A 21,891-nucleotide genomic window follows, 5' to 3' on the forward strand; every position below is an offset into this window, starting at 1 on the left:
ATGACTTCACGCTGGACCACCGCAGTACTGGACACCGATCAACCTGGCGGCTGGGCCGTGGCTCGCAGCCCCGAAGGCTTTCTGTTCGACGACAATGGCGCGCTGTTCCCCCGCGAATGGCTCAAACGTCAGGACCTGTCGATCCTGGCCGAACATGGCATCGGTCACCTGGATGGCGAACCGGTCTACCTGCTGGAATTGCGCAGTCACAGCGAAGTACCGGGCTGCAACTGGAAAGGCTTGCGGGCGTTCATGCTCGATGGCGATCACACGGTGTACAAGGTGCTTGGTTATGCTGCGCAGATCGGCACCTGGTACCGCGAGCATCGCTTTTGTGGCAATTGCGGTCAGGCGGCGACGCAAGTTCCTCGTGAGCGTGCGATGTACTGCGAACCGTGTGATTTGCGTTATTACCCGCGCATCTCGCCGAGCATGATTGTGCTGGTGACCCGGGGCGACGAGGTGCTGTTGGCCCGTTCGCCACGTTTCGTGACCGGGGTCTACAGCACGTTGGCGGGGTTTGCCGAGCCGGGCGAGTCAGCCGAGGACTGCCTGATTCGCGAAGTGCGCGAGGAGGTGCAGATCGAGGTCAAGAACATCCAGTACCTGGGCAGCCAGTGCTGGCCGTTCCCGCATTCAATGATGCTCGGCTTTCACGCCGAGTACGCCGGTGGCGAGATTGTCTGTCAGGAAGACGAGATTGAAGACGCCCAGTGGTTCAACGTTCATGAGTTGCCACCCTTGCCGGCGTCGCGCTCGATTGCCCGTTACCTCATCGACGTCTACGTGGCGCGGCGCTTAGGTCACGCTGAACCAGTGCTGCCAGGCTAGCCGCACGGTCAAGCCCAGCACCACGGTGATGAACACCGGGCGAATGAACTTCGCGCCGCCGCTGATGGCGGTGCGAGCCCCGAAGAACGCGCCGACCATCACCGACAGGCCCATGCTCAGGCCGATGATCCAGTCCACCTGCCCGGAAAACACGAACACCGACAGCGCCGCGATGTTGCTGACGAAGTTCATGCTGCGCGCCACGCCGCTGGCCTTCACCAGGTCGATGGGATACATCAGCAGACTGCTGACAGTCCAGAACGCGCCGGTGCCCGGACCGGCCACGCCGTCGTAGAAACCGAGGCTGAAGCCTTGGGTCGATTGCCACTTTTTCTTGATCGGTGCGTCGCTGTCCAGCGGCGCTTTTGGCGTGCCGCCGAACAACAAATACAGGCCACAGGCGAACACGATCACCGGGAGCATTTTGTTCAGCCATTCGGCGGGCAGGTAATGCGCGACCACGGCGCCGGTCAGCGCACCGACCAGCGTACCGACGATGGCATGCACCCACTGCCGGGGATGGAACAGCTTGCGGCGGTAGAAGGTAAAACTGGCGGTGGCGGAGCCGAAGGTCGAACTCAGCTTGTTGGTGCCCAGCACCAGGTGTGGCGGCAGGCCGGCGGTCAACAGCGCCGGGGTAGTCAGCAGACCGCCACCGCCGGCGATGGCGTCGATGAAACCGGCAATGAAGGCGACAATGGCCAGAATGGCCAGGGTGGTGAGGTCAACGCTGAGTTCAAAAGGCATGGAAATCGGCTTATTCGGCGGGGTGCAGCAAGGGGCTGCGGGGAAGGGCCGATATCTTACCTAGATCCAGACTTTGCGGCGACTGGTCTGGCCCTTTCGCGGGCAAGCCTCGCTCCTACGGGATTGTGGTCATCACAAAACGGGCGGACGACATAAATCCTGTAGGAGCGAGGCTTGCCCGCGAAGGCTGATTCACAGTCAACAAATAAGTGGCCTGTTACATCGCCTTCGCGGGCAAACCTCGTTCCTACAGGGGATCAGCGGTTACAGACCAAGGTCGGACAGGCTCGGATGATCATCCGGGCGACGTCCCAGTGGCCAATGGAACTTGCGGTCGCTTTCCTTGATCGGCATGTCGTTGATGCAGGCAAACCGGTTGGCCATCAAACCGTTTTCATCGAACTCCCAGTTTTCGTTGCCGTAGGAACGGAACCAGTTACCCGAGTCGTCGTGCCATTCATAGGCGTAACGTACGGCGATGCGGTTGCCGGTGAAGGCCCAGAGTTCCTTGATCAGGCGATAATCCAGTTCCTTGGCCCACTTGCGGGTCAGGAAACCTTTGGCTTCTTCGCGGTTGTAGGCGAACTCGGCGCGGTTACGCCACTTGGTGTCCAGGGTGTAGGCCAGCGACACGCGTTCCGGGTCGCGGGAGTTCCAGCCGTCTTCGGCCAGGCGAACTTTTTCGATGGCTGATTCACGGGTAAACGGCGGCAATGGCGGACGAACTTCGGCGTTAGACATATATAGTCTCCCTTTCAAGTTAGAGTTCGAGCAAGTTGTCAGGCTTGGTTCAAGTGTTACAGGTCCAATAACTTTCGCGCCATGCATTGCGCATTATCGGCGGCACTGTGATCACCCATCACAAGCGCTACGGTAATGGCGCCGTCGATCAGGATCAGCAGCTGTTTGGCCAGCGTCTCCGGGTCGGTAGCGCCATGTTCGGTGCAGAGCTCGCACACGTAGTCGAGCAGCTTTTGTTTGTGGTCTTTGGCGACCAGGCGAACCGGGTCTGACGGGTCGCCGGTTTCACCACTGGTATTGATGAACGCACAGCCACGGAAACCTTCAGAGGCGAACCAGGCCTTGAGCACGGTAAACAGGTTGAGCAGGCGGTCGGCCGGGGTTTCAGCCTGGTCGACTTCACTTCTGTACCAGTGCATCCAGCGCGCGTCGCGGCGTTGCAGAGCGGCGACGGTCAGCTCCTCCTTGTTGGCGAAGTAGCGGTAGATACTTTTTCTGGAGACGCCGGCGGTTTTCACCAGAAGATCCATGCCGGTGGCGGCGATGCCACTTTTATAGATCAACTTTTCGGTGACATCCAGAATGATGTCGCGTGTGTCGTTGCTTGTGATTTCGTTCATGTGGCGAACAGTAGAACGATCGTTCTCCTTGGTCAACAGGTTTTTAGAAAGATCATTCCCGCGCTCTGCGTGGGAATGCATCCCGTGACGTTCCGCGTCACATTTCGAAGCGGACGCAGAGCGTCCATGGCGGCATTCCCACGCAGAGCGTGGGAACGATCGGTGCCGTGGGAAGACCCAAGCGGATCCATGGTGTAAGCTCTCGGACTCTTCGGAATTGACCCTTTGCGAGCCCTATGCCGTCGCTTTTCAAACGCTCTCTGCTGCCTAAGCTGCGCAGTTTTCCGCTGACCGCCGATGCCGTCACCATTCTTTCCGGCGCTGCCGAGTTCCGGCGTTGCCTGCTGGAAAAAATCGCCAGTGCCACCCAACGCATCTATATCGTTGCGCTGTACTTGCAACAGGACGAGGCCGGTCAGGAAATCCTTGATGCCTTGCACGCCGCCAAACTGAAGCGTCCGGAACTGGACGTGGTCGTGGTGGTTGACTGGCTGCGCGCTCAGCGCGGCTTGATCGGTGCCGGCAAACAGCCGGGCAACTCGGCCTGGTACCAGGAAGCGACGCGCACCCACGAAAGTGTTGTGCCGGTGTACGGCGTGCCGGTGCAGACTCGCGAGTTGTTCGGCGTGCTGCATTTGAAAGGCTTTGTGATCGATGACTGCGTGATCTACAGCGGCGCGAGCCTGAACAACGTTTACCTGCACAAGTTCGACAAGTACCGCTACGATCGTTATCACCTGCTGCAGAACCACGCACTGGCTGATTCCATGCAGCACTTGATCCAGCACGGTCTGATCGCTTCCAAAGCGGTGCATCGCCTCGACCTGCCGAACCTGCCGACCACCCGCAGCCTGCGCAACGACATTGGCGATTTGCGCAGCCGCCTCAAGCACGCCGCGTACGACACCACGGCCGGCAGTACGGCGAAGGGCGGTTTGTCGGTGAGTCCGCTGCTCGGTGTGGGCAAGAACAACCCGTTGAGCCGAGTGATTTGCGAGTTGATCGCCAGCGCTCAGCATCAGTTGACCATCTGCACGCCGTATTTCAACCTGCCATTGGCGGTGACCCGGGAAATCAACCGGGCCCTGGGGCGCGGCGTGAAAATCGACATCGTGGTCGGCGACAAGACCGCCAACGACTTCTTCATCCCGCCGAGCGAGCCGTTCAAGGTGATCGCCGCGCTGCCGTATCTTTACGAGATCAGCCTGCGGCGCTTTGCCAAACGCCATCAACACAGCATCGACAGCGGCAAGCTGAACCTGCATTTGTGGAAGGACGGCGACAACACCTATCACCTCAAAGGCATGTGGATCGACAAGCGCTACACCTTGCTGACCGGTAATAACCTCAACCCACGGGCGTTCCGCCTCGACCTTGAGAACGCGTTGCTGATCGACGACCCGAAAGGCGAATTGCTGGAGCCGCGCAGTAAAGAACTGGGCGAGATTTTCCATAACACCACGCGCATCCAGCGATATCAGGATCTGGAAACGCTGCTGGAATACCCGGCGGCGGTGGCCAAGTTCCTCAAGCGTGTCAGTCGGGTGCGGATCGAGCGGTTGCTCTATCGGATTTTGTAACCCTCAGTGCTGCCGCGTCTGTGGCCACAACGCCACCAGCAGCAACAGCGCAGCGGCAACCAGGTAGGGAAGGCGCGGATCGACGTCGTAGATTAACGTCGCCGCCAGCGGCCCGATGACCACGCCAAAGCCTTGCGCGGCACCAATGGAGCCGGCGGTGGCGCCTTGTTCCGAGGCGTCGACCGCGTTGGCCGCCAGTGCGGCGAACGACGGAAAGATCAGCCCCATCCCGCCCGCCGACACGAAAAAGCACAGCCATAAACCCCACGCAGCATCCGCCAGGATGCTGCCGGCAAAGCCCACGGCCGCCACCAGTGCGCCCGCGCGGATGAGCCGCAGCGGCGGCCATTCAAGCCGGCGCACCAGCAGTTGCGAACAGATCAGCGCGAAACCGACCATGGTCAAGGCGATGCCCGCGGTTTGCGCGGCATCGGCCGGGTTCATGCCGAGTCGGTCGAGGGCGAAGAAGCCGACGGTGATCTGCGCAATCGACACACAGAGCATCGCCACAAACGCGACGGCCATTGGGCGACGCAGTCGTGGATCGTTCAGATGAACCTTGCGCGGCGCTTGCCGCAGGTGCAGTTCCTGACCCTTGAGTTTGTAGTGCAGCACCACAAACGCCAGTAACGGCAGGATCGCCATGGCATAGAACGGCAGGCTCAGACTGAAGCGCGACAACAACGCCGCAATCGCCGGGCCGATCACCAGCCCGCAGGCGTTGGCCGCGCCCAGGGCCGCCATGGCTTTGGCGCGGTGTTGCGGCTCGATGTTGTCGGCGATCAGCGCGTTGCCGCCCACCGGAATCGCGGCATAGAACACGCCGATCAGGCCGCGTCCGATCATCAACCCGATAAACCCCAACAGCGCCGACGGCAGAAAACGCAACGAGGCATCGATGAACAGGCACAAGGCCCAGTAGGCGAGGGTGAAGCCGGCTGTGGCGATCAACAGAATCCGTCGCCGGCCATAGCGATCACTGGCCTGGCCCCAGGGGCGGGCGAGCAACATCCAGATCACTCCGGACACCGTCACCGCCGCGCCGGCCTGCCAGGTGGCCAGGCCCAACGCCCGGGCGATCGGTCCGATCAGGGAGACGAACGCCATCATCGACATGGAACAGGCCATGTTGGCGACCATGAGTGGGCGCAGGTCGAAGGCAGGGGTGGTCATGGTGAGTCTTCCGTGAGCTTTTATTATTGGCGGGGGATGTTAGCGCGGGTTATGTGCAAGGCAGGAGGAATATCGGTGAGCGTGATAATGCCTTCGCGGGCAAGCCTCGCTGCAGGAGCGAGGCTTGGCCGCGAAAAGGCCCGCCAAAACGCTACAAAAAATCAGTTCAAACCCAATTTCCCACGCAATGTGGAAAGGTCTTCAGCCAACGTATTCACCGGCCCAACCAACGCCTTGCGGTCGTTCTCTTTCACCTTGTCATACGTCTCGAACCCACCATCCCCGGTTTTGTACTTCGCCAGAATCTTGTTCACGCTGGCAAAGTTCTTGTCGACCTTGGCAATAAACGCCGCGTCCTGCTTTTCGATCTGCGGACGGAACAGGTCGACGATTTTCTTCGCGCCGTCGATGTTGCCCTGGAAGTCATACAGGTCAGTGTGGCTGTAGCGGTCTTCTTCACCGGAGATCTTGGTGGCCGCCACTTCTTCAAGCAAGGCAGCGGCGCCGCCCACCACTTTCTCAGGCGGGAAGGTCAGGCCGGCGACGCGGGTTTGCAGGTCTTTGACGTCTTTGTTCAAGCCATCGGCCAATTCATCGAGACCCTGGGTGCTGTTTTCCGAGAACAGCGAATATTCAATGCGGTGGAAACCGGTGAAATCTTCGGCCTTCACGCCTTTTTCGTGGTCATCAACGCGTGAGTCGATGGACGCATCGAGGTCGCTGAACAGCTCGGCAATCGGCTCGATCGATTCGTAGAAAACCCGGGTCGGTGCGTACAGTTTCCTGGCGGTGGCCAAGTCGCCTTTTTTCACTGCATCGGTGAACTGCTGTGTGTGGCTGGCCAGCTCATCCAGTTGCTCGGTGACATAGATTTTGTAATCCGAAATCGGCTGCACCAGCTCCAGCGGCGCCGTCGCCGCGAAAGCCGACAGCGGGGTATTGAGCAAGCCTAGGGTCAGCAATAACGCGAGGGGCGACTTTTTCATGGGACAGTTCCGTGTGGGGTTGTTCAGGTGTTTGTTTTGGGTGAGGCAGCGTCAAGCAGCGAGCGACCGATGAAGTCCTGGTCGCCCGTCACACCCGGCAGGGTGAAGAAGTAACCGCCGCCGACCGGCTTGAGGTATTCCTCCAGCGGCTCGCCGTTGAGTCGGGTCTGGACGGTGATAAAACCTTTGTCCAGATCGGCCTGGTAGCAGATGAACAACAAACCCATGTCCAACTGACCGTTCTTGTTCACGCCGTTGGAGTAGTTGAACGGCCGGCGCAGGATCAGGTTGGCCTGGGTCGCAGCAGTGCGCGGGTTGGCCAGGCGGATATGCGCGTCGAGTTTGGTCAGTTTGCCTTGCGGGTCCTTGGCGTAGTCCGGAACTTCAGTTTCATGGGCGCCGCCCATGGGCGCGCCGGTGGCTTTTATGCGGCCGAGAATGCTTTCCTGTTCCTGCAAGGGCGTGCGGTCCCAGCGCTCGACGAAGTTGCGGATGATCCGCACCGCCTGATAGCTGCCATTGGCGGCCCATGCCGGTTCGTCGCTGCCCGGTTGCACCCAGACGAGGCTGTCCATGGCCTTGGCGTCGTTGGAGTCCGGGTTCGCCGAGCCGTCGCGAAAACCGAGGAAATTGCGTGCGCTCTGCGCCGGCACACCGGGTTTCGTCGGCGCCTGGGGCGGCACGCTGCCTTCCTGTTTCCAGCGCACCAGCAGCAGGTCCGGCAGGTTTTTCACAATGTCGCGCAGGGCGTGGATGTTGGTATCGGTGGTGTTGGCGCAAAACTGCAGACTCAGGTCGCCGTGGCAGCAATCGGCGTCCAGAGCATCGTTAGGAAAACCGACCATGCGGCTCAACCGTTTGGGCTTGGCCGCGGCCAGGCCGAAGCGCTCGTCGAACAGCGACTCGCCCACCGATACGGTGATGGTCAGGTTGTCCGGCGTGACCACCGGGCCGAGGATGCCCGAATCCACCGGCGGCAGTTTCGGATCGACTTGCGCCACCGGTCCGCCCTGCATCAGGAACGCGATGCGCTCGTTGAGGGTGCGGAACAACCGTTCCAGGTCCTCGCGATCACTGGCCAACACATCAAACGACACCAGCATGCCGGACGCCGGGCGCGGAGTGACGATGCCGGTCTGGTGCTTGCCATGGAACGCGTGGCGGTCTTCGGTCTTGTCGCTGCTTGGCGCTTCGGTGACTTGCGCGGGGCTTGCGGCCATCGCCGGGCAGCTCAGTGCGGAGCCTGCCAGCGCAACACCCGCAGCGCCCATGCCCATCAATACCCGGCGACGCTGGAGGTTGAAGTGTTCTGAATCGTTCATCGGTTTTGAGTCTTCTGTTTAAAGGCCGGAAAGGCCGAGGGCGGGATCGATTCCATCGAGTGCGTCGGCCAGCGCCTTGGCCTTGTCGGCGATCTGTTTACGCTGCGCGGCACTCACTGTGTCGTAGCTCGCGTAGCCGTCCTGGACCTTCAACCCATTGAGTTCGGCATCGAGGGCGGTGATCGCGCTGTCGATCTTCGGCAGCAACTCGACGGCGGACGTGGTCAGCAACGGGCGCAACAGGTCGACGACTTTGCGCGCAGCAAAGAGGTTGGCGGCGAAACCGTTCAGGTCGGTGTGGCTGTAGCGTTCTTCTTCACCGCTGCTGGCACGCACATCGGCGAGGCTGTGCAGATTGCGCACGACAATGCTCACCAACTGCTCCGGTGGCAGCGATTGCGCGAGCAGTTGCTGTTTGAGCGTGGCGACGTCGCTGCTCAAGCGCTGGGCAACCGGTGCCAGACCGTCGAGGTTGCGTTGCTGGAACAGCGCGTACTCGATGCGGTGGAAACCGCTGAAGGCTGGGTCCTGTTCGCGTTTCTCGAAGTAATCGGCGCGGGCATTGATGGCGTTGTCCAGTTCAGCCAGACGCTGGGCGGCGGGGGCGATCCGTTGATAAGCGGCGCGGGCGGGCACATACAGCGCTTGTGCCTGGCTCAGGTCGCCAGCGGCGATTGCTTGCTCAAGGGCGGCGACGGCTTTGATCAGCGCGCTGCTTTGACTGCTCAGGTACACACGGAATTCCGACAACGGCCCTACGAAGGCGACCATCGACGGCTTGGCCTTGGCGGCCGCGTCGGAGGCGGCAGTCGGAGTCACGTGCAAGGTGCCTCGCGGGTTGCTCAGCAATCCGCAGGTGATCGCATAGTCGCCGGGTAGCAGGTTGGCATTGATCACCTGGCTCAGGCCCGGCGCGATGTTCTCCCGTTCTTCGACTACCAGCACGCCGTCAAGGATCTCCCATTCCACCGCCCGATCCGAGCGATTGACGATGCGGAAGCTGGCGCGACCCGCCGGAACGGACAGCGCATTCGGCTCGCAGCTGTGCGGGTGAATGGTCACCAGCACTTCGTCATGGTTAACCTGGCGCTTGGCCGCCGCCATTTTCGAGGCGTAGTAGAACAGGCCGCCGGCGGCGATCATCACGATCACCGAACCGGCCACCGCCCAGCGCAAGGCGCGGGGAGGCGAGGCCTGGGGAGGGGCTTGATTTGGCATGGGTGCCCTTATTGGCTGGAAACGGAAGAAGGTTGTTCAGCGGGTGCCGGAGCTGGGATGAAGAACATCACCAGCGCCACTACCAGGTAAATCAGATAGGCCCCGAGGGTGCTGACCGTCGGCGCGTCCTGGTAACCGAACATGCCGGCCAGCACCGAACCCACCGGGCCGTCCATCGGCAGCGTCGCACTGAAGTCCAAGAGCACGGTTTGCAGGTGATTCCAGACTCCGGCTTCATGCAGCGCCTGCACCGAGTTGGCGAGAATGCCCGCCGCCACCACCAGGATGAACAAGCCGGTCCAGCGGAAGAACGCGCCGAGGTTCAGGCGCATGCTGCCGGTGTAGATCAGGAAGCCGATGATGATCGCCAGGATCAGGCCGAGGAGGGCGCCGATCGGTGCCGCCGGGCCTTCGCTCTGCTGGAACACTGCGAGCAGGAAGAACACCGTCTCCAGGCCTTCCCGGGCCACGGCGAAAAACACCATGGCGATCAGTGCCGTGACCTGGTGTTTGGAGCCGGTCAGCGCGTGGTCGAGGGAGACGTGCAGCGAGTGCTTGATCGAACGCGCCACTTTGCGCATCCAGAAGACCATGGAGCTGAGAATGCCGACAGCCACCAGGCCGACCACACCTTCAAACAACTCCTGTTGTTTCTGCGGGAATTCGGCGCTCACCAGCTCCAGACCACCGCCCACCAGCAAGGCCAGCGCAACGGCAAGGAAAACGCCGATCCACACGGCGGGCATCCACTGGCCACGGCCGGTCTGCTTGAGGTAGCTGGCGATGATGCCAACGATCAACGCGGCTTCAATGCCTTCGCGCAGCATGATCAGAAAAGGAACAAGCATTCAGCACCGTCGTGGAATTAGATAGGGTGCTAAGTTGTAACATAATGACACTCATTCCCAAATGGCATTCATTGGCATTTACCTGAACCTAACCTGAACAACTCTAAAGATCACATCCCCCCTTGTAGGAGCGAGGCTTGCCCGCGAAGAACGATTACTCGGTATCAGGGCAAGACCGAGTCGCCTGATTCGCGGGCAAGTCGGATCGCCGCACCGCTCGCTCCTACAGGATTGGGTCGCTGTGCGCTAAGATGCCGGCACTCAAACAAGATCAAGGCCCACCTCGCTCAATGTCGGAAAAAGACACCATCGCCATCCAACTGGTGCGTGAAGCCCTGTTGCAAAGCTGCGCCCCCGGAGCCGCCACCGACGAGGTATTGAACAAGGTCGGCATTGATCCGCAGCTGCTGCAAACCAGTGATGCCCGCGTTCCGGCGACGGCGTATGCACGGCTTTGGCGCTTGCTGGCCCGGCGCGGGGACGATGAATTTTTTGGCATGGACCCGCGCAAGCTCAAATCCGGCAGCCTTGAGTTTCTCTGCCGCAGCTCGATGATCCAGCCGAGCCTGGCAGCCGGCCTGACCTCAGGCCTGAGTTTCCTGTCGTTGATGCTCGAACGCATGCCGGCGCAACTGGTTCGTCAGCAAAGCCTGGCGGAGATCGTGTTGCTGGAAGATGAGCTGGACCCGCGCCGGGCCTTTATCTATTTCACCTACTGGATGATCGTGCACGGCGTTGCCTGTTGGCTGGCGGGGCGGCGGATACCGATTCTGGCCATTGAATTACGTTGCCCGGCGCCGGATTTCTGCGATGACTATCAGGTGATGTTTTCCGAGAACCTGCGATTCGACCGGCCCCGCACCCGGATGATTTTCTCGGCGGATTGCCTGGACTTGCCGATCAAGCGCAGCCCGGAAGAACTCAAGCGCTTCCTGGCCCATGCGCCAGCGAATATTCTGGTCAAGTACCGCGACCCGGAGAGCCTGGCGAGCCGGATCAAGCATGATTTACGCCAGTTGCCCGCCGATCAGTGGCCGGAGACCGAGCCTCTGGCGCAGCAACTGTGCATGTCGGCCTCGACCTTGCGCCGGCGCCTGGCGGAGGAAGGGCAGACCTATCAAGGGCTCAAGGACAGCGTGCGCAAGGAATTGGCCATTGTCTGGCTGGCTGAGCCGAGTATCAGCTTTGCCGAGATCGCCACGCGGCTGGGGTTTGCGGATGCGAGTTCGTTCTACAAGGCGTTTCGCAAGTGGTCGGGGTCCAATCCTGGGCATTATCGGAGTTTGATCCTCAACGAAGCGAGCTAGATACCGATCATTCCCACGCATTGGCTACCTTGGCCAAACCAGTCAGACAACTTGATAGCTTTGACCATTGCCCCGAGCCCCGCGTGGGGTGAGTATTTCTGTGGTTTTTACGGTTCCCCCAACCTAATAAAAATACACAGGGATTCTGGCAATGCGCGATTACTTGTCTGCCACGTCACAGTTCAATTATCAGCACACCGTCGACGCCGCCCTGGCCGGCGATCTGACTGCCCTAAACGCCTGCGTCGAGTGTTGCGACCGGCATGCCTTGCCGGGGCGTATTGCGCTGTTCTGGGAAGGCCGCGACGGCGCCAGCGCCACGTATACCTTCAAGGACTTGCAGGACAAAGCCGCGCGCTTTGCCAACTTCCTTCTGGCCCAGGGCGTGAAAAAAGGCGACAAGGTCGCCGGCCTGCTGCCACGTAATATCGAATTGCTGATCACCGTCTTCGCCACCTGGCGCATCGGCGCGGTCTATCAGCCTTTGTTTACCGCCTTCGGCCCGAAAGCCATCGAACACCGACTCAGCTGCTCCGGCGCCAAAGTGGTGGTAACCGATGCGGTCAATCGCCCCAAACTCATTGAAGTCGCCGACTGCCCGACCATCGTTACCGTCGGCGGTGCGAAAGGCCAAGGCATCGTCCGTGGCGATTACAGCTTCTGGGCCGAACTGGCTAATTATTCCCCCGAGTACGAACCGGTGTTGCTGACCGGCGAAGACCCGTTCCTGCTGATGTTCACCTCGGGCACCACCGGCCCGTCGAAAGCCCTGTCGGTGCCGCTCAAAGCCATTGTCGCTTTCCAGAGCTACACCCGCGACGCCGTGGACCTGCGCCCCGAAGACGCGTTCTGGAACGTCGCCGATCCGGGCTGGGCCTACGGCATCTATTTCGGCGTCACCGGTCCCATGGCGATGGGGCATCCGATCACGTTTTACGATGGCCCGTTCACCCTCGAAAGCACCTGCCGGGTGATCAATAAATACGGGATCACCAACCTCACCGGGTCACCGACGGCCTATCGCTTGTTGATTGCCGGTGGCGACGAGTTCGCCAAGTCGATCAAGGGCAAACTGCGCATCGTCAGCAGCGCCGGTGAGCCGCTGAACCCGGAAGTGATCCGTTGGTTCGCCGACAACCTCGGGGTGGTCATTCATGACCATTACGGCCAGACCGAACTGGGCATGGTCCTGTGCAATCACCATGGCCTGGAGCACCCGATCCACATGGGCGCCGCCGGGTTTGCCTCACCGGGCCACCGCATCGTGGTGCTCGACGACGAATACAAGGAGCTCGGCGTCGGCCAGCCCGGCATCCTCGCCATCGACCGTACCCAGTCGCCGATGTGCTGGTTCGCCGGTTACGAAGGCGCGCCAACCAAGGCCTTCGTTGGCAACTACTACCTGAGTGGCGATACCGTCGAGTGGAACCCGGACGGCAGCATCAGCTTCGTCGGGCGCAGCGATGACGTGATCACCACTTCCGGCTACCGCGTTGGCCCGTTCGATGTGGAAAGTGCATTGATCGAACACCCGTCAGTGATCGAAGCCGCCGTCGTCGGAAAACCCGATCCGGAGCGCACCGAACTGGTCAAAGCCTTCGTCGTGATTTGCGAGCAATACCGCCCGACGCCGGAGCTGGCCGAAGAACTGCGCCAACACGTGCGCAAGCGTCTGGCCGCGCATTCGTACCCGCGTGAAATCGAATTTGTCAGCGAGTTGCCGAAAACCCCAAGCGGCAAATTGCAGCGCTTTATCTTGCGCAACCAGGAAATCGCCAAGGCTCAAGAGGCTGCGGCGAAGAACGTTTAGCTTGAATCAAGGACACAATGATGCAGATCGAAAACAAGGTTTTTCTCGTCACCGGCGGTGCCTCGGGCCTCGGTGCGGCCACCGCTGAAATGCTGGTCGCGGCTGGCGCCAAAGTGATGCTGGTGGACATGAACGCCGAGGCGGTCGCGGCCCAGGCGCAACGTCTCGGCGCGCAAAGCGTAGTGGCCGACATCAGCGACGAAGCCGCCGCCGAAGCCGCTGTGCAGGCGACGGTGAAAGCCTTCGGCGGTCTCAACGGTCTGGTCAATTGCGCCGGCATCGTGCGTGGCGAGAAGATCCTCGGCAAGACCGGCCCGCACGCGCTGGCCAGTTTCAGCCAGGTGATCAACGTCAACCTGATCGGCAGCTTCAATATGCTGCGCCTGGCTTCGGCGGCCATCGCCGAAGCCGAAGCGGATGCCGACGGCGAACGCGGCGTGATCATCAACACCGCCTCAGCCGCGGCTTACGATGGCCAGATCGGCCAGGCCGCTTATGCAGCGTCCAAAGGCGCGATCGTCAGCCTGACCTTGCCCGCCGCCCGTGAACTGGCGCGCTTCGGCATCCGCGTGATGACCATCGCCCCCGGCATTTTTGAAACCCCGATGATGGCCGGCATGACCCCGGAAGTCCGCGCGTCCCTGGCGGCTGGTGTGCCATTTCCGCCACGTCTGGGCAAACCGGGCGAGTATGCCGCGCTGGTCAGGCATATCATTGAAAACAGCATGCTCAATGGCGAGGTGATCCGTCTCGACGGTGCCTTGCGCATGGCCGCTAAATAAGGAGGATTTGTCATGACTATTGCCAACGATCCCATCGTTATCGTCAGCGCCGTCCGCACCCCGATGGGCGGTTTCCAGGGCGAACTGAAAAGCCTGACCGCGCCGCAACTGGGGGCTGCCGCGATCCGCGCTGCCGTAGAGCGCGCGGGTATCAAACCTGAAACCGTAGAAGAAGTGCTGTTTGGCTGCGTACTGCCCGCCGGGCTCGGTCAGGCACCGGCTCGGCAAGCTGCATTGGGCGCGGGACTGGATAAATCGACCCGCTGCACCACCTTGAACAAGATGTGCGGCTCGGGCATGGAAGCGGCGATTCTGGCCCACGACATGCTCGTTGCCGGCAGCGCCGAGGTGGTCGTCGCGGGCGGCATGGAAAGCATGTCCAACGCACCGTACCTGCTGGACCGCGCTCGCAGCGGTTACCGCATGGGCCATGGCCGCGTGCTCGATTCCATGTTCCTCGACGGTCTGGAAGACGCCTACGACAAGGGCCGCCTGATGGGCACCTTCGCCGAGGATTGCGCCGAAACCAACGGTTTCAGCCGCGAAGCCCAGGACGCGTTCGCCATTGCCTCGACCACCCGCGCGCAGCAGGCGATCAAGGACGGCAGCTTCAAGGACGAGATCGTGCCGATTACCGTGACTGTCGGAAAAGAGCAGGTGCTGATCAGCAGCGACGAACAACCACCGAAAGCCAAGCTGGACAAGATCACTTCGCTGAAACCGGCATTCCGCGAAGGCGGCACGGTGACCGCGGCCAACTCCAGTTCGATTTCCGACGGTGCGGCGGCGCTGGTGCTGATGCGCCGGTCCGAAGCACAGAAACAAGGTCTGAAACCGCTGGCAGTGATTCACGGCCATGCTGCATTTGCCGATACCCCGGGCCTGTTCCCGGTGGCACCGGTGGGCGCGATCAAGAAGCTGCTGAAGAAAACCGGCTGGTCCGTGGACGACGTCGAGCTGTTCGAAGTCAACGAAGCATTCGCGGTGGTCAGTCTGGTGACCATGACCAAACTGGAAATCCCCCACGAGAAGATCAACGTGCACGGCGGCGCGTGCGCCCTGGGCCACCCGATTGGTGCGTCTGGCGCGCGGATTCTCGTGACCTTGCTCTCGGCCCTGCGCCAGAAAGGCCTGAAACGCGGCGTTGCAGCGATCTGCATCGGCGGCGGTGAAGCCACGGCCATGGCTGTGGAATGCCTTTACTAAGGTTGACGCAATTCCCACTGTAGGAGCGAGCCTGCTCGAGAATGCGGTGTGTCATTCAACGTTAATGTCGACTGACACGGCTCTTCGCGAGCAGGCTCGCTCCTACAGGTTCTGCGTCAGGCTCAATTTTTAAGGATTCACCATGATTCCCGATGACGACCAACAACAGATCCGCGACATGGCCCGACAATTCGCCCAGGAACGGCTGAAACCGTTTGCCGCCGAGTGGGACCGCGAACACCGCTTCCCCAAGGAAGCCATCGGTGAGATGGCCGAACTGGGCTTCTTCGGCATGCTGGTGCCGGAGCAGTGGGGCGGTTGCGACACCGGTTACCTGGCCTACGCCATGGCATTGGAAGAAATCGCCGCCGGTGACGGCGCCTGCTCGACGATCATGAGCGTGCACAACTCCGTGGGTTGCGTACCTATCCTCAAGTACGGCAACGACGATCAGAAAGAACGCTTCCTCAAGCCACTGGCCAGCGGCGCGATGCTCGGCGCCTTTGCCCTGACCGAACCGCAGGCCGGTTCCGACGCCAGCGGCCTGAAAACCCGTGCGCGTCTGGAAGGCGATCACTACGTGCTCAACGGCTGCAAGCAGTTCATCACGTCCGGGCAGAACGCCGGGGTGGTGATCGTGTTTGCCGTGACCGACCCGAGTGCCGGCAAGCGCGGCATCACGGCGCTGATCGTGCCGACCGATTCGCCGGGCTACAAAGTCGCCCGGGTCGAAGACAAACTCGGTCAGCACGCCTCCGACACCTGCCAGATTCTCTTCGAAGACGTCAAAGTGCCGGTGGCCAACCGGTTAGGTGAGGAGGGCGAAGGTTACCGGATCGCCCTGGCCAACCTTGAAGGCGGCCGTGTCGGTATCGCCTCGCAATCGGTGGGCATGGCCCGCGCCGCGTTTGAAGCGGCCCGCGACTACGCCCGTGAGCGTGAGAGTTTCGGCAAGCCGATCATCGAACATCAAGCCGTAGCCTTCCGCTTGGCAGACATGGCGACGCAAATCGCCGTCGCCCGGCAGATGGTGCATTACGCCGCTGCATTGAGGGACAGCGGTCAACCGGCCCTGGTCGAAGCGTCCATGGCCAAGCTGTTCGCCTCGGAAATGGCCGAGAAGGTCTGCTCCTCGGCGTTGCAAACCCTCGGCGGTTACGGTTACCTGAACGACTTCCCGCTGGAGCGGATCTACCGCGACGTGCGGGTTTGCCAGATCTACGAAGGCACCAGCGATATTCAGCGCATGGTTATTTCGCGCAATCTTTAAGAAGGAGTCCATTGTGAGTTACGAAACGATTTTGCTGGAAACCCACGGTCGTGTAGGCCTGATCACCCTCAACCGTCCGCAGGCGCTGAACGCGTTGAATGCGCAGATCGTCAGCGAACTGAACCACGCCCTCGATGGCCTGGAAGCTGATTCGAACATCGGCTGCATCGTGCTGACCGGCTCGAAAAAAGCCTTCGCCGCCGGCGCCGACATCAAGGAAATGGCCGAGCTGACCTACCCGCAGATCTATCTGGACGATCTGTTCAGCGACAGCGATCGCGTGGCCAACCGCCGCAAGCCGATCATTGCAGCGGTCAACGGTTTCGCCCTGGGCGGTGGCTGTGAACTGGCGCTGATGTGCGATTTCATCCTTGCCGGCGACAATGCGAAATTCGGCCAGCCGGAAATCAACCTCGGCGTGCTGCCGGGTATGGGCGGCACCCAGCGCCTGACCCGCGCCGTGGGCAAGGCCAAGGCCATGGAAATGTGCCTGAGCGGACGTTTGATTGATGCGGTAGAAGCCGAGCGCTGCGGGATCGTCGCGCGGATCGTGCCGGCGGATGAACTGCTGGAAGAAGCGCTGAAAGTCGCCGCGTTGATCGCCAAGAAGTCGTTGCCGATCGCGATGATGATCAAGGAAAGCGTCAACCGCGCGTTTGAAGTGAGCCTGTCGGAAGGCGTGCGCTTTGAGCGCCGGGTGTTCCATGCGGCGTTTGCGACGCAGGATCAGAAGGAAGGGATGGCGGCGTTCATTGCCAAGCGTGAGGCGCAGTTCCAGGGTAAGTGATGTAGCGACCTCACCGACGCCTTCGCGGGCAAGCCTCGCTCCTACTGGGTTACGGGTCGTTCATGCGAACACCGATAACCTGTAGGAGCGAGGCTTGCCCGCGAAGCTTTCAAGCTTCACACCAGATAGTTTTTCAACTCCCGGGCAATCACCATCCGCTGTATCTCGCTCGACCCTTCATAAATCTGCGTAATCCGCGCATCCCGGTAATAGCGCTCCACCGGGTAATCTTCCAGATACCCGTACCCGCCATGAATCTGAATCGCCGACGAGCAGACTTTCTCGGCCATTTCCGACGCAAACAGCTTGGCCTGCGAAGCCTCGGACAGGCACGGTTTGCCGGCACTGCGCAGCCGAGCCGCATGCAGGATCAGCAAGCGCGCCGCGTTTAGCCGTGTGTGCATGTCAGCGAGCATATTCGCGATGCTCTGGTGCTCGATGATCGGTTTGTCGAACTGCACCCGATCCCGCGAATACGCCAGTGCGGCTTCGAACGCTGCCCGGGCAATGCCCAGCGCCTGCGCGGCGATGCCGATGCGGCCGCCTTCGAGGTTGGACAGGGCGATGGCCAGCCCTTTACCGCGATCACCCAGCAGATTGGCTTCGGGAATCGTGCAGTTGCTCAAAGTCACCGCGCAGGTGTCGGAGGCGCGAATGCCCATTTTGTGTTCGGTGCGGTCGACGATGAAACCGGCGGTATCGGTCGGCACCAGGAACGCCGAGATGCCGCGCTTGCCCAGGTCCGGATCGGTCACGGCAAACACAATCGCCAGTTTTGCCCGCTTGCCATTGCTGACGAATTGCTTGGCGCCGTTGATCACCCATTGGCCGTCGCGCAGTTCAGCGCGGGTGCGCAGGTTGTGCGCTTCGGAGCCGGCTTGCGGCTCGGTCAGGCAGAAGCAGCCGATCGCCTGGCCGCTGGCCAGATCCGGCAACCAGGTTTGTTTCTGTTCTTCGGTGCCGTAGTTGAGCACCGGGCCGCAGCCCACGGAATTGTGGATGCTCATCAATGCGCCCGTGGCGCCGTCGCCGGCCGAAATCTCTTCTACCGCCAGGGCGTAGGCGACGTAGTCGACATAGGTGCCGCCCCATTCTTCCGGCACCACCATGCCCAGCAGGCCGAGTTCACCCATCTTCGCCACCAGACCGTCATCGATCCAGCCGGCCTTTTCCCAGGCTTGCGCATGGGGCGCGATTTCGCCGCGGGCAAAGTCCCGGGCCATGTCGCGGATCATGACTTGCTCTTCGCTCAATTCGATATCGTGCATGGCTCAGTTCCCGCTCTGGTCAAAACCGCTGAAGAAACTCGCGACGTGCTCGGCGTCCAGCGCCTGCAAGGTTGGCGGATTCCAGCGTGGTTGCTTGTCTTTATCGATCAGCAAGGCGCGCACGCCTTCGATCAGGTCGCCGCGCGCGAACCACTGACGGTCCAGGTGCAGCTCAAGGGCGAAACAGTCTTCGAGGCTCAAGTGCCGACCACGGCGCAGCATTTCCAGGGTCACGCCCATCGCCAGCGGCGAACGGCTCTCCAGCAGGTCGGCGGTGGTCATGGCCCATTCATGGCTGTCGGCGACCGTCACTTCACGCAGTTGCTCAACAATACTCGGCACATCGGGCAGGGCGAAGAAGTGATCGATGGCCGGGCGCAGCGCTTCCAGTGGCGCATCGGGCAGTTGTTGCACCGCGAGTTTCGCCAGCAGCCCTTGCAGGTCCTTGAGCGGCGTGTCGCGCCATTCGAGCTGGTCGAGTTGCTCGTCGAGGGCGCCGAGTTTTTCGCTTTCCAGAAACCAGTCTGCCAAGCCGCAATAGAGCGCATCGGCTGCGCGGATTTGCACGCCGCTGACGCCCAGATAAATCCCCAGCTCACCGGGAATCCGTGGCAAGAAATGACTGCCACCGACGTCCGGGAAATAACCGATGGCCACTTCCGGCATCGCCAGACGGCTTTTCTCGGTAACCACCCGCAAGTCAGCGCCTTGCACCAGGCCCATGCCGCCGCCGAGGACAAAACCGTCCATCAGGGCCAGCACCGGTTTGCAGTAGTGATGAATGGCGAGGTCGAGGGCGTATTCCTCGACGAAGAAGTCTTCGTGCAACGTGTCGCCGCTTTTGAAACTGTCATACAGCGAGCGAATATCGCCGCCGGCACAGAACGCTTTCTCGCCGGCACCGCGCAAGACCACCGCGTGAACCTGCGGATCCTGCGCCCAGGCGTCGAGCTGGCGCTGCAGGTGGCGGACCATGTTCAGGGTAATGGCGTTGAGACCGGCGGGGCGATTGAGGATCAGGTGACCGATGTGGTTGCGGACCTCGGCCAGCACTTCGTTTTGCGTGGCATCCATGAACGAAGTCTCTTTCGATGAAACCTGAGCAGTCATCACTAACTCCCTGCTTTTATTGTTCTTTATAGAGAAGCTCGCGCGCGAGCGATCCCGGATCGTACCAGTGCAAATTTATGATGTACAACCGGGATATATGCAGGTGCTTTCTGCATATTTGCATGGGCCTGTGAGAGCGAGCCTGCTCGCGAAGGCGTTGTGTGATTCAACATTGAGGTTGACGGGCAGGGCGTCTTCGCGAGCAGGGAGGTGTGCCGTCAGGAACTATGACGCAGCACTTCACTAATACTGCGACGTTTGGCGTGTAACTCACTGATATGAATCAGTTGTTCCAGGTCTTCCGGGGTGACATCGAAGAACGCCTCCATGTCCGCCAATGCCAGTTTCAAGTCCTGGGCGGTGATGGCCTGGCTGTCGATCGGCGGATGATCCGCCGGCACCATGGGCACCGGCTCGGCGGCGCGCTTGGGGTAGCGAATGCGCGTCAGGTTGTTATAGGCCAGCGCGCAGAGCAGCATGGTCGATGCGGCGAGCATCACCGCGCCGAGGGCTTTCCAGTCCAGCGCGATGGTTGCCGGATCGGCCAGCACCAACAGCAACGCCAGCGCTCCGGCCGGTGGGTGCAGGCAACGCAGCCAGCACATCAGGATCAGCGCCATGCCCGCCGCCAGGCAGGCGCTGCCAAGGGTTCGGCCGAGAACATGTGCGACCAGCAGCGCAACGACGCCGGCACTCAAATAGCCGCCCAGAATCGACCATGGCTGGGCGAGGGCGCCGGAGGACACCGCGAACAGCAACACCGCCGATGCGCCCAACGGCCCGATCAAATGTTGCGCCACTTCCATGCCGAACACTTGGGCGCACAGCCAGACGCTGAACAGCGTGCCCAGGGACATGCCAATGGCAGCACGGCTCCATTCGGAAGGACGGGTGTTGATGGCGGCAGGTAACCAGCGAGCGAGCATGAGGCAAACGATCCGTTGGTAAAAATCCAGGAAAAAAAAAGGCTTAACTGGGAAACCCAGAAAGCCCTTGAAGGTGTTCCAACTATTGGGGGAGGAACGGGGCACAGTGTGCCGTTCATTCCCGATGCTGACAAATTCATATTAATGCAGTTTGAGTGCATTATTTTTGCTGTAACGCGACTCGGCGACCGCTCATGAAACACAGGAACCCGCCCATGGCCGTCAGCGCGCTCAGGGCATAAAACATGGTGGGCGCCGGTGTGTGCATCAGCAGGAAACCACAAATCACCGGGCTCAGGGCTCCGCCGAGGGCCGCGAGGTTTTGTGCGCCGTAGTAACTGCCGCGCAGTTCTTCCGGGGCCAGGGTGTCGACGAAGAGAAATTCGGCGGGGTAAATGATCATTTCGCCGAGGGTGAAGATGAACATCGCCACGCACCAGCTCACCAGGCTGTCGGCCAGACTGAAGCCGATCAGCCCGACGATAAACAGACTGGTGCCGCCGGCGATCCAGTAACGCAGCTGTTCGCGCTTGAGGAATCGGCCGATCTGGTATTGCAGCAGGATCACGCTGATGGCGTTGCAGGCGAGCAGGGCGGCCATGGTTTCCAGCGCCCGTTTGGAGTCTTGGGTCACCAGCAGGTATTGCGACAGGTACAGGGTGAATCGACCGTGAACCACGGTGCTGAGCAGGCAACCGCAGGTGAACATGATCAGTGTGCGGTCGTTCTTCAGAGTAATCAGCGTCTTGAGAAAACTTTGGGGTTGGCCGATCGGGGGTGTCTGCGACGAGTCCCTGGGGATGCCGATCATCAGGAAAATGCTGAAGAACGCGATGCCGCCGGCTATCAGGAACGGCGCAATCGGGTACACCCCGGCAATCACCACGCCGAGCATCGGGCCGGTGGCGTAGCCGATGTTGGTCAGGGTGTAGCGCAGGGAAAATGCCTTGGCGCGTTGGCCAATCGGCAGGTTTTCGCTGAGGATCGCCTTCGAGCCGATCAGGAACAGCGCCGAGGCGGTTTCGGTGATGACCAGGGTGGCGGTGGTCAGGTAGAGGTTTTCGGCGAAGGTCAGCAGGACGAAGCCGATGGCGCTGGAGAGCATCGCCAGAATCAGCAGCCGACGTTTTTCGAGGCGGTCGATGATGTAGCCGCCATAGAGCGCGAGCAGGGTGGCGATGAACACCGCGATGCCCAGCAGCAAACCGACGTCCTGCTGGTTGAGGCCGAGCTTGTTGCTCAGGAACAAGGTGAGCAGCGGGCTGGTGATGGCGCGGCTGACGACGATGGTCAGCGAAACGATCATCAACCGGCGGATTACGAGCGAGTAAGTGGCCACGGTGGGGCAAATGTCCTTAT

20 protein-coding genes are annotated in these 21,891 nt (G+C 61.0%); 8 read left to right on the forward strand and 12 right to left on the reverse strand.

The window, feature by feature from the left end; all coding sequences use genetic code 11:
* Complete coding sequence (gene nudC / locus FHL16_RS12585) at nt 1–831, forward strand: NAD(+) diphosphatase (protein ID WP_010460006.1); 831 nt, start codon at nt 1–3, stop codon at nt 829–831.
* Here the strand turns inward: nudC and FHL16_RS12590 are convergent.
* The 3 genes from FHL16_RS12590 to FHL16_RS12600 form a co-directional block, all read right to left on the reverse strand.
* Entirely contained in the window at nt 799–1,578 is a 780-nt protein-coding gene (locus FHL16_RS12590) for a TSUP family transporter (RefSeq protein ID WP_010460008.1), read from the reverse strand. The genes nudC and FHL16_RS12590 overlap by 33 nt on opposite strands.
* 264 nt (nt 1,579–1,842) lie before the next feature.
* Entirely contained in the window at nt 1,843–2,319 is a 477-nt protein-coding gene (locus tag FHL16_RS12595; RefSeq protein WP_010460010.1) for a nuclear transport factor 2 family protein, read from the reverse strand.
* A gap of 56 nt (nt 2,320–2,375) precedes the next feature.
* Nucleotides 2,376–2,939, reverse strand: coding sequence for a TetR/AcrR family transcriptional regulator (locus tag FHL16_RS12600; RefSeq protein ID WP_077748373.1), 564 nt, complete (start codon nt 2,937–2,939; stop codon nt 2,376–2,378).
* Between the two features lie 236 nt (nt 2,940–3,175).
* Here FHL16_RS12600 and pssA point away from each other — a divergent pair, with 236 nt between their 5' ends.
* Nucleotides 3,176–4,519, forward strand: coding sequence for a CDP-diacylglycerol--serine O-phosphatidyltransferase (gene pssA, locus FHL16_RS12605; protein ID WP_010460013.1), 1,344 nt, complete (start codon nt 3,176–3,178; stop codon nt 4,517–4,519).
* Nucleotides 4,520–4,522: 3 nt separating this feature from the next.
* On the opposite strand, the gene FHL16_RS12610 is transcribed toward pssA, so the two are convergent.
* The 5 genes from FHL16_RS12610 to efeU all read right to left on the reverse strand — a co-directional run bounded on the left by FHL16_RS12610 (nt 4,523) and on the right by efeU (nt 10,066).
* Nucleotides 4,523–5,692, reverse strand: a complete 1,170-nt coding sequence (locus FHL16_RS12610) for an MFS transporter (RefSeq protein ID WP_077748374.1) — start codon at nt 5,690–5,692, stop codon at nt 4,523–4,525.
* Nucleotides 5,693–5,853: 161 nt separating this feature from the next.
* A complete protein-coding gene (gene efeO, locus FHL16_RS12615) occupies nt 5,854–6,678 on the reverse strand; it encodes an iron uptake system protein EfeO (RefSeq protein ID WP_077748375.1) in 825 nt (274 codons plus the stop codon).
* Between the two features lie 23 nt (nt 6,679–6,701).
* Nucleotides 6,702–8,000 (reverse strand): iron uptake transporter deferrochelatase/peroxidase subunit, encoded by a 1,299-nt coding sequence (efeB, locus tag FHL16_RS12620; protein WP_077748376.1) that lies wholly within the window; start codon nt 7,998–8,000, stop codon nt 6,702–6,704.
* A gap of 18 nt (nt 8,001–8,018) precedes the next feature.
* The gene (gene efeO, locus FHL16_RS12625; RefSeq protein WP_077748377.1) at nt 8,019–9,218 is read right to left on the reverse strand and encodes an iron uptake system protein EfeO; all 1,200 of its coding nucleotides are present in this window, start codon (nt 9,216–9,218) and stop codon (nt 8,019–8,021) included.
* Between the two features lie 8 nt (nt 9,219–9,226).
* The gene (gene efeU, locus FHL16_RS12630; protein WP_077748378.1) at nt 9,227–10,066 is read right to left on the reverse strand and encodes an iron uptake transporter permease EfeU; all 840 of its coding nucleotides are present in this window, start codon (nt 10,064–10,066) and stop codon (nt 9,227–9,229) included.
* Between the two features lie 290 nt (nt 10,067–10,356).
* Between efeU and FHL16_RS12635 the strand changes: the two genes are divergently transcribed.
* The 6 genes from FHL16_RS12635 to FHL16_RS12660 all read left to right on the forward strand — a co-directional run bounded on the left by FHL16_RS12635 (nt 10,357) and on the right by FHL16_RS12660 (nt 17,228).
* The gene (locus tag FHL16_RS12635; protein WP_077748493.1) at nt 10,357–11,373 is read left to right on the forward strand and encodes an AraC family transcriptional regulator; all 1,017 of its coding nucleotides are present in this window, start codon (nt 10,357–10,359) and stop codon (nt 11,371–11,373) included.
* A gap of 151 nt (nt 11,374–11,524) precedes the next feature.
* Nucleotides 11,525–13,183, forward strand: coding sequence for an AMP-binding protein (locus tag FHL16_RS12640; protein WP_077748379.1), 1,659 nt, complete (start codon nt 11,525–11,527; stop codon nt 13,181–13,183).
* A gap of 20 nt (nt 13,184–13,203) precedes the next feature.
* The gene (locus FHL16_RS12645) at nt 13,204–13,965 is read left to right on the forward strand and encodes an SDR family NAD(P)-dependent oxidoreductase (RefSeq protein ID WP_077748380.1); all 762 of its coding nucleotides are present in this window, start codon (nt 13,204–13,206) and stop codon (nt 13,963–13,965) included.
* Between the two features lie 12 nt (nt 13,966–13,977).
* On the forward strand, nt 13,978–15,171 hold the full coding sequence (locus tag FHL16_RS12650) for an acetyl-CoA C-acyltransferase (RefSeq protein ID WP_077748381.1): 1,194 nt from the start codon (nt 13,978–13,980) through the stop codon (nt 15,169–15,171).
* A gap of 142 nt (nt 15,172–15,313) precedes the next feature.
* Nucleotides 15,314–16,441 carry an acyl-CoA dehydrogenase gene (locus FHL16_RS12655; RefSeq protein ID WP_077748382.1) on the forward strand — a complete coding sequence of 376 codons (1,128 nt, stop codon included), beginning with the start codon at nt 15,314–15,316 and terminating at the stop codon, nt 16,439–16,441.
* A gap of 13 nt (nt 16,442–16,454) precedes the next feature.
* Entirely contained in the window at nt 16,455–17,228 is a 774-nt protein-coding gene (locus FHL16_RS12660) for an enoyl-CoA hydratase (protein WP_077748383.1), read from the forward strand.
* Nucleotides 17,229–17,344: 116 nt separating this feature from the next.
* Here FHL16_RS12660 and FHL16_RS12665 read toward each other — a convergent pair whose 3' ends face one another.
* From FHL16_RS12665 to FHL16_RS12680, 4 genes are all read right to left on the reverse strand, one after another.
* Nucleotides 17,345–18,496 carry an acyl-CoA dehydrogenase family protein gene (locus FHL16_RS12665; protein ID WP_077748384.1) on the reverse strand — a complete coding sequence of 384 codons (1,152 nt, stop codon included), beginning with the start codon at nt 18,494–18,496 and terminating at the stop codon, nt 17,345–17,347.
* 3 nt (nt 18,497–18,499) lie between these two features.
* Nucleotides 18,500–19,606 (reverse strand): enoyl-CoA hydratase/isomerase family protein, encoded by a 1,107-nt coding sequence (locus FHL16_RS12670; RefSeq protein ID WP_077748385.1) that lies wholly within the window; start codon nt 19,604–19,606, stop codon nt 18,500–18,502.
* Between the two features lie 218 nt (nt 19,607–19,824).
* Nucleotides 19,825–20,532, reverse strand: a complete 708-nt coding sequence (locus FHL16_RS12675; protein ID WP_010460040.1) for an HPP family protein — start codon at nt 20,530–20,532, stop codon at nt 19,825–19,827.
* A 160-nt stretch (nt 20,533–20,692) separates the two neighbouring features.
* A complete protein-coding gene (locus tag FHL16_RS12680) occupies nt 20,693–21,871 on the reverse strand; it encodes an MFS transporter (protein WP_077748386.1) in 1,179 nt (392 codons plus the stop codon).
* Nucleotides 21,872–21,891 lie beyond the last annotated feature (20 nt).

Origin of the sequence: Pseudomonas sp. FSL W5-0299 (assembly GCF_005930655.1) — a bacterium.
Taxonomy (GTDB): domain Bacteria; phylum Pseudomonadota; class Gammaproteobacteria; order Pseudomonadales; family Pseudomonadaceae; genus Aquipseudomonas; species Aquipseudomonas mandelii.